This window comes from Caballeronia sp. GACF4 (assembly GCF_023631025.1).
GTDB lineage: Bacteria > Pseudomonadota > Gammaproteobacteria > Burkholderiales > Burkholderiaceae > Caballeronia.
Genome location: NZ_JALQDW010000027.1, coordinates 66,544 through 81,250, shown reverse-complemented (window position 1 = coordinate 81,250; position 14,707 = coordinate 66,544). Strand labels below are relative to the sequence as shown.

Here is a 14,707-nt window from a genome sequence, read left to right as displayed (position 1 = left end):
CGACATGATCGACAAGAAGCACATCGGCCTGGTGATTCCGGCCTTTCGTACCGTGGCCGAAGCGGGACGACTGCGCTTTTTCGCGAAGGCGATCGGCGAGACCAACCCGATCTATTTCGATGAATCGGCGGCGCGCGATGCCGGCCACCCCGGCCTGCCACTGCCGCCCACCTTCCTGTTTTCACTGGAACTCGAGCAACCCGATAAAAGCTGGCGCGACGAGATCGGCATTCAGGTCGCGCGCATCCTGCACGGCGAGCAGTCGTTCACCTATCACCGTCTGGCCTATGCGGGCGACGTGCTGCGTTTCGGGTGCCGCATCGCCGACATCTACGACAAGAAAGGCGGCGCGCTCGATTTCGTGGTGCGCGAAACGCGTGTGACCAACCAGCATGGCGAGCATGTCGCGGATCTGCGCAGCGTGCTCGTGCATCGCAACGGCTGAGGAGAAACCCGAATGACACCATTGAGTTTCGATGACATCGAGGTGGGCGACACACTGCCGCCGCTCACGCTGGCGCCCGTCGACCGCACGACGCTGGCGCTTTTCGCAGGCGCATCCGGCGATCACAACGCGGTTCACATCGACCTCGATTTTGCACGGCGTGCCGGCATGCCCGACGTCTTTGCGCACGGCATGTTGTCGATGGCCTGGCTCGGCCGCCTGCTGACGCTGTGGACCGACCAGCGCAATCTGCGGCACTTCGGCGTGCGCTTCGTCGGCATCACGCAACTGGGACACCGGATCACGTGCAGCGGACGGGTCGTCGACAAATCCGAGGCGAATGGCGAACGTCTCGTGAAGGTCGAGATCCAGACCACCAATCAATACGGCGAGCCGCGCGTCCTGGGCGACGCGTCGATCGCACTGTAGTTTCATTCATCGAGGAGAAAGATATGGGCAAGCTTGACGGCAAAGTGGCACTCGTCACCGGTTCCGGACGTGGTATTGGCCGCGCGATCGCGGAGAAACTGGCAAGCGAAGGCGCGCGTCTCGTAATCAACGACCTCGACGCCGAGCCGGCGCACGAAACGGTCGAGGTTTTGAAGAAGATGGGCACGCAGGCCGTCGCGGTCGTCGGCAACGTAAGCGCGCCCGACTTCGCCGACCGCTTCATCGGCACGGCGATGAACACGTTCAAGGGCATCGACATCATCGTCAACAATGCCGGCTATACGTGGGACGACGTGGTCCAGAAGATGACCGACGAACAGTGGTACGCGATCATCGACTGTCACATGACCGCGCCGTTTCGCATTCTGCGCGCCGCCTATCCGCATGTGAAGGCGTTGCATGCCGCCGACAAGGAAGCCGGCCGCGACGTATATCGCAAGGTCGTGAATATTTCGTCGGTATCGGCGCTCACCGGCAATGCCGGGCAGATGAACTATTCGTCGGCGAAAGCGGGCGTGATCGGCATGACGCGTGCGCTGAGCCGCGAGTGGGGGCGCTTGAACGTCAATGTCAACTGCGTGGCGTTCGGGCTGATTCACACGCGCATGACGAAGGCGGATGCGGATTCCGGCGCGACGGTCAGGATCGAAGGGCGCGATATTCGCGTGGGCGTGAATGCGGAGCGGCTGAAAGCGCACGCGATGAGCAATCCGCTGGGACGCGGGGGCACGCCGGAAGAAGCGGCTGGCGGCGTCTATCTGTTTTGCTCGCCCGAGTCGAACTACATCACGGGGCAGACGGTGGCGGTAGCCGGCAATCTGCAGTGATGCGGGCAGTGACATGAACGCGCAACGGTCCGGCTCGAAGCCGGACCGTTTTGTTTGCTACCGCGTATGACTCGGACGGGCTCAGCCCTCTGCCTGAAAGCCGACCCCGTGAAGGCGCATGCGATCGACGGCGGCGTCGTCGAACCCCCAATCGTGCAACGCAGGCAGACCCCCTTCACCGCGTTGCGGCGCGGCGCGCGTGACCTTCGAAGGCGTGAGAGAAAAACGCGGTGCGGGTGCAGGCTGAACCACGCCAGCCACCTCGACGAAACTGCCGCGCGCCTGATGCTGCGGATGAGCCGGCGCTTCCGAAAAGCTCAAAACTGGCGCGACGCACGCGTCGCTACCTTCGAACACGGCGCACCATTCATCGCGCGTGCGTTCGAGAAAGGCCGCCGCAAAGCGTTCGCGCAGAACCGGCCAGCCGCTGCGATCGTGCTGCTCCGGCAATTCCGCGTCCGCGAGGCCGAGCTTCGTGAGGAGTTCGGCATAGAACCGCGACTCGACCGCGCCGACCGTCATGTATTGACCATCGCGAGTGCGGTAGCTGTCGTACCAGGGCGTGCCGCCATCCAGCAGATTGCTCTCGCGCTCCTCGCGCCAGTTGCCCGAAGCGAGCATGCCCCAAAAGATCGAACCCAGTTGTGCCGCGCCTTCGATCATCGCGGCATCGACTACCTGACCTTCGCCGCCACGCTGAACGTCGAAGAGCGCCGCCACCACGCCCAGCGCGAGAAGCATGCCGCCACCGCCGTAGTCGCCGACAAGATTCAGCGGCGGCACCGGCGCTCCGTCGGCGCGGCCGATGCCGGACAGCACGCCGGACAGCGCGATGTAGTTCAGATCGTGCCCCGCGCGCGCGGCGAGCGGACCCGTTTGCCCCCAACCGGTCATGCGTCCATACACGAGTCGCGAGTTGCGCGACAGTGCGGCCTGCGGGCCGAGCCCAAGGCGTTCCATGGTGCCGGGCCGAAAGCCTTCGATCAGGACATCGGCGCGGGAAATAAGATCCAGCGCGGCTTCGGCCGCTTCGGGTTGCTTCAGATCCAGCGTGACCGAACGACGACCGCGCCCCGTGACATCCGCACGGTTGCCGTTGGTCTTCGGACCCAGATCGGCGTGCGGACGGGGCCGGTCGACTCGCAAGACATCCGCGCCCATGTCGGCCAGCAACATGGCGCCGAACGGCCCCGGACCGATCGCCTCGAATTCCAGCACGCGTACACCGCTCAAAACACCCATCGTTCCTCCCTTTTCGATTTTGCATGACGGTGCGTTCGGCGCACCGCGGTAGATCGGCTTTCCGTCTTCCGGATGACGGCCTCGATTCAGTGGAAGTAAGCCAGAATGCAGGAGAAGCGGCACCCCCCTGGCCGGGTGGAAGGCTTCGCTGCCTGACTTCGTCAGTTGACGGCGCGCGCCCTGTCCGCCCAGTATGCCGCGCGGAGTTCGCGCTTGAGGATCTTGCCCGCGCCCGACAAGGGCAGCCGCTCCCGAAACTCGATCGTTCTGGGACATTTATAGCCGGCGATGAACGCGCGGCAATGCCTGCGTATCTCTTCTTCGCTGGTCGTTTCGCCGGGCTTGCACACGATCACGGCGTGGACCGCTTCGCCCCACATCTCATGCGGCACGCCTATCACCGCACACGCGGCGACCGCGCCGTGAAGTGCGATCACGTTTTCGACCTCGGCGGAATAGACGTTTTCGCCGCCGCTGACGATCATGTCTTTGAGCCGGTCGACGATGTACAGATAGCCTCGGTCGTCCATATACGCGCCGTCGCCAGTATGCAGCCAGCCGCGACGTAAGGCCTGCGCGGTTTCCTCCGGCTTGTTCCAGTAGCCCGCCATTACGTTCGGTCCGCGCACGACGAGCTCCCCTACCGTGCCGCGCGGCACTTCCTGGCCGTGCACATCGACCACTTTCACCAGCAGTCCGGGCAGCCCACGGCCGATGGAGCGATAAAGGCCGCTCCTTCTCGCCGCGTCATCGTGATTGGCGGGCGGATTGACGGAGATGCTGGGACAGGCCTCGGTCATGCCGTACGAATGCGCCAGTTCGACACCCGGCAGGCATTCGATCACGCGATTCAGCAACGGCTCGGGAATAGGCGACGCGCCATAGGTGAGACGCCGCAAGCGCGACAAATCGGCCTGGGCAAAATCTGGGTGATTCAAGACGCCCTGGATCATCGTCGGCACGAGCAGGGTTTCGCTGACGTGCTCTTGATCGATTGCCTTTAAGACTTCGCGCGCGTCGAAGGCGGGAATGATCACATGCGCCTCGCCCGCAACGAACTGCACGAGCGCACGCCCCAGAGCCGCAACATGAAAAAACGGCGCGGCGTGCAGCACCGCGGTCCCGGCGAGCGGCGCCGATTCCGCGATTCGCATGATGCACGACGACCACATGTTCAGATGCGTCTGCATCACCCCTTTCGGAACACCGGTGGTGCCGCCGGTGTACATGATGCAAGCGAGGTCGGCGCCGCTGCGACCGATGTCCTCCATCGGCGCGGCTGCCGCGATCAGGGCGTCGAACGACAGCATGCCGTCCGGCGCCGCGCCATCGCCTGCGTGAATCAGTATTGGAACGGTTCGCACGAGGCGGCATACGTCGCGCGCGGTCTCGAGGTGCTGGTCATCCACGATCAGGATGCGCGTGTCGCAATCGTTCAACGAATAGGCGATCTCCGCGGCGCTCCAGCGAATGTTGACGGGATTGAGCACGCCGCCGCCCCACCAAACGCCCATCGCATACTCGAGGTAGCGGTCGGAATTCAGCGCCAGCATGCCGACCCGCTCGCCCTCCGTCAGGCCGAGTTCGACCAGAGCCGACGCAAGCCGCGCGACGCGATCGCCGAATTCACGAAAGGTCCGCCTGCGCCCTTTGAACGATACCGCCGTCCGGTCCGGGTTCTGCCGAAGCGAGCGATGAAGGCCCTGAGTCAACTGCATGCTGTCTTCCCTCTGCCGGCGCGTTATCCGTTGAACGACGGCTGCCGTTTGTCGATGAAAGCGGAAACGGCTTCGCGGTGATCGTCCGTTTGATGAGCCAACGCCTGATAAGCCGCCGACATTTCCAGCAGCGTGTCGAGCCGGCAATGCATGCCTTCGCGCAGCAGCCGTTTGGCAAGGCGCACCGCATGCGGCGGATTGGCCGCGATGTCCTCGGCGAGGGCGCGCGCGGCCGCAAGCAGCGTGTCATGCGCAACGACGCGCGATACGAGATTCCATTCGAGCGCCTGCTGGGCGCCGATCACCCGGCCGGTGAAGGTCAGTTCCGCCGCCCGCGACAGTCCGATGATGCGTGGCAGGAGCCACGCGCCACCATCGCCGGGAATGATGCCGAGCCGGACAAAACTTTCGGCGAACTTTGCGTGTTCCGACGCAATGCGTATATCACACATGCAAGTGAGATCCAGTCCGGCGCCGATTGCCGCGCCATTTACCGCCGCGATGACAGGCACTTCCAAATTGAAGAGCGCGAGCGGCAACTGTTGAATGCCTCGCCGGTACTCCTGACGGATCTCCACGCCTGACATGGACCCCGATGCATGCCGCTTCATGTCATGGACGTTGCCGCCCGAAGAGAAGGCCGTTCCGGCACCGGTCAGGATCACGGCCCGCACCGAGCGGTCCGTCTCGATCCGCCTGATCGCGTCGAGGAATTCGTCCACCGCCGTGTTGCCGGTCAGCGGATTGCGGCGCTCGGGCTCGTTCATCGTCAGCGTGACGATATGACCGTCCTGCTCGTACTTCAGAAAGTCGTTCATGGAATGTCCGGTCGTTATTAGAAGCCGTCGTCTCAGGCCGCTTTGTCTCAGGCCGTTTTGTCTCAGGCCGTCGTCTCAGGCCCGTCACTCAGGCTGTTTCGAGCGGCGCGGTTCGTGCGAAGTCGGCGATGGTGGGGGTCATCCGCGCGAGCGCCGCCTCGCCGACCACGCAATTCCAGTACGCCTCGGAACCGTCGGCCATGCGCCATTCGTGCAGTCTGCGCGTATAGAGCTGCAGGTCGTACTCCGCGGTCACGCCGATAGCCCCGTGCAGCGCGTGAGCGATGGATGCCACCAGCGGCACCGCCATGCTGGTGCGCGCCTTGGCGATCGCCGTCGCGAGCCGCGCCGGCACAGGGCCGGCGCCGGAAAACGCCAATTCGGCTGCAATTGCCGCCGCGCTCGTGTGCTGGGCCATCACACTCAACTGATGTTGCACCGCCTGAAACTTGCCGATGGACTTGCCGAATTGAGACCGGTCGTTGCAGTACCGAAGCGTCATGCCGAATACGCGATCCATCGCACCGGAGATGGCTGCCGCGTGAATGGCCGCGCTGAACAGAGGCACTTCCCCGCCGCTTCGACCGAGCGGCGCGGAAACGCGGTCGCCGCGCCATGTCAAGGTTGCGCACAGGCTGCCCCGCACGCCGCCCGGCTCGCGTGCGGCATGGTTCGCGTCGAGCAGAAGCAGAGCGCCATCGAGATTCGCGAGCACATATTCACAGATGGTCCCGAACGGCGTGGCGGGCGCCTCCAACGAATGGTGCTCATCGTCAAGGCGTCGGCAGCGGCCCGCCAGCGTGATCATGCCGGCTGGAGCCGCAATGCCGCTCTCGCGCAACAACGCCCGCGCCGCGATGCTCTGCGCCACCGGCGCGGGCGTGGCAAACCGCCCCAGCGTGACGAAGACAGGCGCGAGCGCGGACAGCGCAAGCCCGGCACCGCCCGCGCTTTCCGGCGTCAGCAGTTCCAGAAAGCCGGCTTCTTCCAGTGCAGCCCAGATAGCCGAGGGCGAGCCACCGTTTTCGATGGCCCTGATGGCGTCCGGAGTCGCGTAATCGCGCAGAATGGCCTCGATTGCTTCCGTGAACATGGGAGTCTTTCCTGATGCATGAGAATTAGCGCAAGCCCAGGCCGCGCGCGATCATGCCGCGCAGCACTTCGCGCGTGCCGCCGCGCAACGAGAATGCAGGGGAAACTTGACTGAGATAGGCCAGCGTCCGATACAGCTCGGGTGCGATGGACCGTGCCGGATCGGCCGTGATCGCGGCTTCCAGCAGCGCGGGTATGGTCTGCTCGAACTCGGTGCCGATGTCCTTCACCAGGGCGGCTTCGACCACGGGGCTCTCGCCGCGCGCGAGCCGCGCCGTCACCGCGATGGACATGCAACGCAATGTCGCCAGTTGCGCGACGAGGCTGCCAAGCAAAGCAAGGTCAGCGGGTTTCGCGCTCTCTCTTCGCAAATGGGCGACCCAGCTATCGAGCAGCACGACGCTCGAATAAAGCCGCTCCGGGCCGCTACGTTCGAACGCGAGTTCCGCGGTCACCTGTTCCCAGCCTGCGCCTTCCTCGCCGATCAGCGCTTCGTCGTTGAGGAAGACATCGTCGAAGGTCACTTCGGAGAAGTGCGCGTCGCCCGTGAGGTCCACGATAGGCCGCACAATCACGCCCGGCAACGCGAGATCCACGATGAACTGCGACAAACCCTTCTGGCGATCCTCCGGCGCTCCCGACGAACGCACGAGCGCGATCATGTACTGACAGTGCTGTGCATTGGTCGTCCATATCTTGCGGCCGTTCAGCCGCCAGCCGCCTTCACTGCGTACCGCGCGGGTTCGCACGCTGGCGAGATCCGAGCCCGCGTTGGGTTCGCTCATGCCGATGCAGAAAAACGCCGACGCGGCGCAAATGCGCGGCAGGTAGAAGTCCTTCTGCGCCTGCGTTCCGTAGCGCAGGATCAATGGACCGCTTTGCCGGTCCGCGATCCAGTGCGCGGCCACCGGTGCGCCAACGGCAAGTAATTCTTCCACCAGCACGAACCGTCGAAACGCATCCATTCCCGCGCCACCGTAACGCGTGGGCAGCGTGAGCCCGACCCAGCCGCGCGCGGCGAGCCGACGGCTGAATGCGGCATCGAAGCCCATCCATGAACGGGCGCGGACGTCGGCCGCGGCGGGCGGCAGATGTTCCGCGATGAACTCCTTCACTTCCGCGCGGAAGGCTTCGGCCTCGGCGGGCAACGCCGTTAGATGAAAGGCATCCAGCAGATTACTCACGTCTCGCTCCCCGTGTTTGCATGACAGACGTCCGATGAACGGCGCCCGTGTTCGAAGTGCGAAGTCGAATGCATGGTCACGCTCGAAGCCGCGTCAGTTCGTGCCGTAAAGCGTGACCACGCACGCACCGCCCAACCCGAGGTTGTGCTGCAACGCATGCCGCGCGCCCTCGACCTGACGCCGGTCCGCGCTGCCGCGCAACTGATGCGTGAGCTCGTAACACTGCGCAAGCCCCGTCGCGCCCAACGGATGTCCCTTCGATAGCAGCCCGCCCGACGGATTGACCACGACCTTGCCGCCATACGTGTTGTCGCCGTCCTTGACGAATTTTTCCGCGCCGCCTTCCGGACAGAAGCCCAGCGCCTCGTAGCAGATGACTTCGTTGTGCGCGAAACAGTCGTGCAGTTCGCATACGTCGATATCTTCCGGTCCGACACCCGCGTTTTCGTAGACCTTGTTGGCCGCCGAACGCGTCATATGCGTGCCGACGTAATTGAGCATCGACGGCGGATCGAACGAAGCGGGCGGATCGGTGGTGAGCGCCTGCGCGACGATCCGCACGTCGTTGCGCAGCCCGTGCTTCTTCGCGAAACGCTCCGACACGAGGATGGCGGCAGCGCCGCCGCACGTTGGCGGGCATGCCATCAGGCGCGTCATCACACCGGGGATCAGCACCGTATCGTTCATGACGTCTTCGGTGCTGACTTGTTTGCGAAACAGCGCCAGCGGATTATTGGCGGCGTGACGGCTCGCCTTGGCGCGCACGGCGGCGAACGTTTCCATCGTCGTGCCGTGACGCTTCATGTGTTCACGTCCCGCGCCGCCGAAGGTTCGCAACGCCTGTGGAAGATGCGCGAGATCCGCCGTCAGGCCATGCATGATCGGCACGAACCGTGCGCGCGTGACCGGGCGGTCGTCCCAGTGCGACTTCAGCGCGCCCGCCTGCATCTGTTCGAAGCCGAGCGCCAGCACGCACTCGGCGTCGCCCGTGGCAATGGCCTGACGCGCGAGATAAAGCGCCGTCGAACCCGTCGAACAGTTGTTGTTGACGTTGACGATCGGGATGCCCGTCATGCCGACTTCGTACAGTGCGGTCTGGCCGCAGGTGGAATCGCCATAGACGTAACCGGTAAAGGCCTGTTGCACGAGGTCGTAGGGAATGCCGGCGTCGGCGAGTGCGCGGCGCGTCGCCTCCGCGCCCATTTCGATGTAACTTTGGCTCGCGCCCGGCTTGGCGAATTGAATCATTCCGACGCCTGCCACCAGCACTTTTTCGCTCATGATGTTTCCCGCCAATAGTAGGGATGCTTACAGTTTTCTGGAGATCAGGTCGCGCAGCACTTCGCTGGTGCCGCCGAAGATGCGCGTCACCCGCATGTCGGCGAACGCGCGCGCGATCGGATACTCGAGCATATAGCCGTAGCCGCCGTGCAACTGCACCATCTCGTCGATGCACTTCCACATGGTTTCGGTCGCGAACAGCTTGGCGATGGCGGCTTCCTGCAAGGTGAGCCTGCGCTCCATATGCTCGCGGAGGTAATAGTCCACCAGCGTGCGTACGGCCACCGCTTGCGCCTTGACATCGGCCAGCTTGAATTTCGTGTTCTGGAAGTCCCACACCGTCTGATTGAACGCGCGGCGATCCTTGACGTATTGCAGCGTGAGCTCCAGTTGGCGTTCGAGTTTCGCCGCACTGTAGATCGCGATGATCAGGCGCTCCTGCGGCAGTTCTTCCATCAGGTGGATGAATCCACCGTTTTCCTGACCGATCAGATTGGTGACGGGCACGCGAACGTCGTCGAAAAAGAGTTCGGCCGTGTCGGCGGCGGCCTGACCGACCTTCTCCAGCTTGCGACCGCGCCGAAAGCCCGCGCGGTCGGTCTCGACCATGATGAGGCTTACGCCTTTTGCGCCCGCGGACGGGTCGGTCTTGCAGACCGCCACCACCATGTCGCAATTCAGGCCGTTGGATATGAAGGTTTTGCTGCCGTTGATGATGTACTCGTCGCCGTCGCGGACCGCCGTGGTGCGGATGGACTTCAGGTCGGAGCCCGTGCCCGGCTCGGTCATGGCAATGGCGAGAATCTTCTCGCCGCGACAAATGGGCGGCAACCAGTTGCGTTTCTGCGCCTCGGTGCCGAGACGCACGATGTACGGCGCGGTGATGTCCGAATGCACGGAATAACTGAAGCCCGACACGCCAGCGCGATGCAGTTCTTCCGCCACGATGGCCGAGTGCCCGAAGTCGCCGCCGCCACCGCCGTATTCTTCCGGCACGGTCACGCACAGCAGTCCTTCGCGGCCCGCTTTCAGCCAGGTCTCACGATCCACGCAACCGGCCTCGTCCCACTTGGCCTGACGGGGCAGGCATTCCCGCTCGAAAAAACGCCGCGCGGTTTCGCGCAGCATTTCATGGTCCTCGCGATAGACATTACGCTTGACTTCCACCGAACACTCCTCATGACGGATTGTCGCGGCCCACGCATGCGGGAGCGTGCCGCTTCGACAAGGTCATTCTGCGTCGGGAACGGGTGGAACGAGCCCACCCGCGTAGGGTGGAAAGCACGGGAAAGCGGGCAGCGAGCGCATGGTCAGCCGGCGTTCAGATCGCGCATTCTGGCGACAGCGCCATCGCGGCCGGATACGTCGAGCTTTCGATAGATATTTTTCAGATGCCATTTCACGGTGTCGAGCGATACATCCATGACGCGCGCTATTTTCTTGTTCGGCAGCGCGAGCGCGAGCAGACTCAGCACCTCGCTCTCGCGTTCGCTCAACAGATCGCCCGAGGCCTGCGGACTGCTCGCCCCGGCAGGGAAGCGTGCGCGTGCTTTCCCCGCATTCACGAGACGCTCCGCGTAGAACGCCAGCACGGGATCGAAGTGCGGGTCCGACACGACGACGTCGAGCATTGCCTGCGAGTCGCCCGCGCCATCGAGCACGCTGCGCATGAGACCGAGGCGATGGCCCACGCGCAACGCCTCGGTCAGATGCTCGCGGGCGCGTTTGTCGTTGCAACGGCCTTGCTCCGCGATGGCCAGTTGCAGGCGCAGGCTCGCCACGCGGCTCCACCGCCCGCCCGCCTCGGACAACGCGGCGAGCGGCTTCAGACGCGCGACGGCGCCGTCGAAATCGTTCTGATGCAGACACATGGCGATACGGGCAAGACCGGCGCATACGCTGATCTCCCACGCCGTGCTGCGCACCGCGCCCGAGTAACGCACGGCGAGCGCCTCCAGCCGCGACAGCGCGGCATCCGCTTCGTCGACCTGGCCGTCGTCCAGCAGCCAGCGCGAACGCCAGTGGAGCGCGCAGGCGAGCAGCCGGTCGACCTGGCGGCGCGCCGCGTAATCTTCGAGACGCGTCAGATAATCGAGCGCTTCGCCGCGTCTGCCGGCCAGCCAGTGAGCGCCGGCCAGCACGGTCAGCGCGCGCAGTACGGTGTCGGGAATGGACACTCGTTCGAGCAGGTCGATGCGGTTCTCCAGCAGCGCGAGCGCGGCCTCGACATCGTTCAGTTCGTAAAGCGCCTCGCCCAGCAGCGCCGCCGACATGCACGCAATACCGATATAGGCCGCGCCTTGCTTGTCTGCCTCGGTCAGCACCTCGCGTAGAACGCGCTCCGCGAGCAGCACCTGTCCTTCGGCGGCGTGCGTCATGCCGCCCATGCATCGGCCGAGCAGGATGCCGCGCGGCGCGCCTTCACGCGACGCACCTTCTTCCAGCACCTTGCGCGCCTCCGCGTACTCGCCGCGATGGATGAACATCCACGAGAGAATGTTGCTGCGCCCGGCACGTGTGAAGGCGTCGGCGTCGGACGGCACGCGCTGCAATTCCGGCAGCAAGGCGGCCACGGAGTCGGTATCGTCGCGCTGCAGCGCCAGTCCACCCCGCAACACGGCAAGCGCATACCGCTCGCGCGGGCCGGACCGCTCGCTGCGCCGTGCAATCTGCCGAATGCCCTGCTGCAGCGCATCGGTTTCGCCGGCATACATTTGCAGATACGCCTGCATCACGAGGAGATCGAAGCGCGCCGCCACTTGTCCCGGCGGAAGGCGGCGCATGAGGCTCGCGAGCTGCCGCAATTCGCCGCGCGCGAGCAGCGTGTGAGCGAATCCCTCGACCATATTGGCGGCTGCCTCGCTGTTTCCCGCAAGCACGGCATGTTGAACTGCCTCGTCCATGTGACCGTGCGCATCGAACCAGTGCCATGCCGCTGCATGAAGCCCACGTTGCGCCTCGTCTGGCAGACTTGCCACGCGGTTCAGCAGGACGCTGCGCAACAACGGATGCAGGCGGTACCACGCATCGCGCTCCTGTTCGGGGGCGACAGACGTGACGAACAGATTGTCTGCCTCCAGGCGAATGAGTTGCGCGGCGATATCGTCGATGGCGAGACCAACGACGCCGGCTTGGTCCAGCAGATCAGCGCAGAGTGGCGCGCAGAAGCGGCCGCAGAGGGCCGCGTGGGTGAGCAGGAGCACATCGTCGCGGGGCAAGCGGGCCAGCACCTCGCGTTCGAAGTAGCCCACGAACGCCGCGCCTTCGCACACGCTCGCTGGCGCAAGCGGAGCCCCGCGTCTGGCTTTGAGGTCGTTCGCGAATAACTGGAGGCCGGTCGCCCAGCCGTCGGTGAGTTCGTGCACGACCTGTGCGTCGCGCTTGCCGATCCGGCCGGACTGCTCGCGAAGAAAACGCTCCGATTCCTCGGCGGAGAAACGCAAGTCCTGCTGATCGAACTCCGTGGTCAGACCTTGCGCGCGCAATCGCGCGAGCGACAGCGGCAACGGCCGCCGCGAAGTCAGTACCACATGCAGTTGCGGCGGCGCGTAGTCGATCAGCCATCGCAACGCCTCGAATATGCGCGCGTCCCTGAGATGGTGGACGTCGTCGAGCATCAGCACGAGTTCGCGTTTGTGGCGGGCGACACCCCGCACGAGAGCGATAACCCAATGTTCCACGGCAAGTTCGTCGCCATCGCGTGCGGTGAGGCGTTCCGCCATGTCGACGATCGTCTGGTCCACCAAGGCGAGACTCGACAGCAGACCGGCGAAGAATGTGCGCACCTCGTCGTCCGCAGGCGCGAGCGACAGCCATGCCACGTCGAAGTCGAGCGTCAAAAGGGAGTGCCGCCACGCCATGAGCGTGCTGGTCTTTGCGCTTCCGGCCGGCCCGTGAATGACGATGCAGCGCTGGCGCCGTGCGTCGAGCAGGCGGGCCAGCAAGGCGCTTCGTGGCATCAACTGACGTGCGCCGCGTGGCGGTACGAACTTGTGCGCCACACACACGACAGACACGGGGGATTCGACTGCGGTTTCGCCAAGATCGGACATGCTGGACTCTGCAAGCGGGGCCGTGATTCGTCCCGATTGTAGGACCCGGTCGATGCATTCCGAAGGCCTCTTACGACCACCCACCCGATTCGGGTGGGTTGGCGAGCCGGCTACCCTACCCCGATGGCCACGCATGCGGCGACGGCATCGGCGGATTCATCGACGCGCGGCCTTTGTTCCGAATTGAGATCGTCTTGAGGAGCGGCCCGCCGGGACGGCCAAGCGCGATGCTGCCGCAGGCTTACGAGACACTTCAAAAGAAGCGTCTGTGCATGCATCGCACGCAATACGGCCGATGAACCCGACGCGCCCGCGTCACTTCGCCGATGGCGTGGACTCCGATATCAGCGACGCCAGATCTCCACGCGACGCGCCGAAAAGACGCCCCGCCGGCACATTGAACGCTTGCGCGATCTTGTCGAGCGTCACGATGGAAGCGATGCACGTCCCACGTTCTATCTCGCCGACATAGGAGCGATTGAGCCCCGCATATTCGGCGAGTTGTTCCTGCGTCCAGCCGAACGACTCGCGCAACTCGCGCACGGTCGCGCCGAAGTGACGCACGACCGTGCTCATGGCGTGACCTGTTCGGCTTGCGGCGCGCGCTTGGGCGTTTGCACGACCGTTTGGGTCGGCGTCTGCGCATGCGACACCGCCGCGCTCTGCGAAAGCGCCTGCGTCACGTAGCTTCCCGGCGCGACATCGTGCGTGAGCCATACGTTGCCGCCGATCACCGCGCCTTGACCGAGCGTAACGCGGCCCAGAATGGTCGCGCCCGCGTAGATGACGACATCGTCTTCCACCACGGGATGCCGTGCGAGTCCTTTCTCCAGATTGCCTGCGGCATCGCGTGGAAAGCGCTTGGCGCCGAGCGTCACCGCCTGATAGATGCGCACGCGGTCGCCGATCACCGTCGTCTCGCCTATCACCACGCCCGTGCCATGATCGATGAAGAATCCCGCGCCGATCTTCGCGCCCGGATGAATATCGATGCCCGTCTCGCTATGCGCGAGTTCCGCGACGATGCGCGCGAGCAAAGGCAACTCCAGCCGGTACAACTCATGCGCGATCCGGTGATGAATCATCACGAGAATGCCGGGATAGCAGAGCAGCACTTCATCGACGCTGCCCGCCGCCGGATCGCCCTGATAGGCCGCGAGAATATCGCTGTCCAGAAGGCTCCGAATGCGCGGCAACGTCTTCGCAAAGGCCTTCACCGCGGTGCTCGCGCGTGCGTCGATGGCCGCATCGTCGCGCGGTGCGTGACGCGCCTTGTATTGCAGTTCCAGCTTTGCTTGCACGAGAAGCCCTTGCAGCGCGAAGTCGAGCGCATGGCCCACGTAAAAGTTCTCGCTTTCCTGACGCAGATCGGGCGGTCCGAGCCGCATTGGAAAGAGCGCGCCCTTCATCGCGCCGACGATATCGGTCAGGGCCTCGCGCGCCGGAAGTTCGCGCCCGCCCGGTTCGAGCGATCGCCGCTGCACTTCCCGCCATTGCTGGCGCACCGTCTGAAGCGACTGGACGATGTCATCGATATCGAATACGGCCACGGTTGCAGTCCTCTATGTTTGAAGCTCGACGTCTTGGTCACCTGACAG

13 protein-coding genes are annotated in these 14,707 nt (G+C 64.4%); 3 read left to right on the top strand and 10 right to left on the bottom strand.

Annotation, left to right across the window (positions count from 1 at the left end; genetic code table 11):
• Window positions 1-4 precede the first annotated feature (4 nt).
• Genes NCR40_RS26305 through NCR40_RS26295 form a run of 3 tightly spaced genes read left to right on the top strand, consistent with a single transcriptional unit; the run spans window position 5 to window position 1,722 of the window.
• Window positions 5-445, top strand: coding sequence for a MaoC family dehydratase N-terminal domain-containing protein (locus NCR40_RS26305; protein WP_250511155.1), 441 nt, complete (start codon window positions 5-7; stop codon window positions 443-445).
• Between the two features lie 12 nt (window positions 446-457).
• Window positions 458-874, top strand: coding sequence for a MaoC family dehydratase (locus NCR40_RS26300; protein WP_244830293.1), 417 nt, complete (start codon window positions 458-460; stop codon window positions 872-874).
• 23 nt (window positions 875-897) lie between these two features.
• On the top strand, window positions 898-1,722 hold the full coding sequence (locus NCR40_RS26295) for an SDR family NAD(P)-dependent oxidoreductase (RefSeq protein WP_244830292.1): 825 nt from the start codon (window positions 898-900) through the stop codon (window positions 1,720-1,722).
• 81 nt (window positions 1,723-1,803) lie between these two features.
• On the opposite strand, the gene NCR40_RS26290 is transcribed toward NCR40_RS26295, so the two are convergent.
• The 10 genes from NCR40_RS26290 to epsC all read right to left on the bottom strand — a co-directional run bounded on the left by NCR40_RS26290 (window position 1,804) and on the right by epsC (window position 14,659).
• A complete protein-coding gene (locus tag NCR40_RS26290) occupies window positions 1,804-2,964 on the bottom strand; it encodes a CaiB/BaiF CoA transferase family protein (protein WP_250511154.1) in 1,161 nt (386 codons plus the stop codon).
• A 161-nt stretch (window positions 2,965-3,125) separates the two neighbouring features.
• Window positions 3,126-4,682: a long-chain-fatty-acid--CoA ligase gene (locus NCR40_RS26285; protein ID WP_250511153.1), complete on the bottom strand. Its 1,557-nt coding sequence runs from the start codon at window positions 4,680-4,682 to the stop codon at window positions 3,126-3,128.
• Window positions 4,683-4,705: 23 nt separating this feature from the next.
• Window positions 4,706-5,500: a crotonase/enoyl-CoA hydratase family protein gene (locus NCR40_RS26280; RefSeq protein WP_250511152.1), complete on the bottom strand. Its 795-nt coding sequence runs from the start codon at window positions 5,498-5,500 to the stop codon at window positions 4,706-4,708.
• A gap of 88 nt (window positions 5,501-5,588) precedes the next feature.
• The gene (locus NCR40_RS26275; RefSeq protein WP_250468183.1) at window positions 5,589-6,593 is read right to left on the bottom strand and encodes an acyl-CoA dehydrogenase family protein; all 1,005 of its coding nucleotides are present in this window, start codon (window positions 6,591-6,593) and stop codon (window positions 5,589-5,591) included.
• 25 nt (window positions 6,594-6,618) lie between these two features.
• Entirely contained in the window at window positions 6,619-7,776 is a 1,158-nt protein-coding gene (locus NCR40_RS26270; protein WP_250511151.1) for an acyl-CoA dehydrogenase family protein, read from the bottom strand.
• Between the two features lie 93 nt (window positions 7,777-7,869).
• Entirely contained in the window at window positions 7,870-9,057 is a 1,188-nt protein-coding gene (locus tag NCR40_RS26265; RefSeq protein ID WP_250468181.1) for a lipid-transfer protein, read from the bottom strand.
• A gap of 27 nt (window positions 9,058-9,084) precedes the next feature.
• Window positions 9,085-10,224, bottom strand: a complete 1,140-nt coding sequence (locus NCR40_RS26260; RefSeq protein WP_250468180.1) for an acyl-CoA dehydrogenase family protein — start codon at window positions 10,222-10,224, stop codon at window positions 9,085-9,087.
• A gap of 143 nt (window positions 10,225-10,367) precedes the next feature.
• On the bottom strand, window positions 10,368-13,109 hold the full coding sequence (locus tag NCR40_RS26255) for a winged helix-turn-helix domain-containing protein (protein WP_250511150.1): 2,742 nt from the start codon (window positions 13,107-13,109) through the stop codon (window positions 10,368-10,370).
• 315 nt (window positions 13,110-13,424) lie between these two features.
• Window positions 13,425-13,685, bottom strand: a complete 261-nt coding sequence (locus NCR40_RS26250) for a helix-turn-helix domain-containing protein (protein WP_250511149.1) — start codon at window positions 13,683-13,685, stop codon at window positions 13,425-13,427.
• Window positions 13,682-14,659, bottom strand: coding sequence for a serine O-acetyltransferase EpsC (epsC, locus tag NCR40_RS26245; protein ID WP_244830271.1), 978 nt, complete (start codon window positions 14,657-14,659; stop codon window positions 13,682-13,684). The genes NCR40_RS26250 and epsC overlap by 4 nt, the downstream gene beginning before the upstream one ends.
• Between the last annotated feature and the right edge of the window lie 48 nt (window positions 14,660-14,707).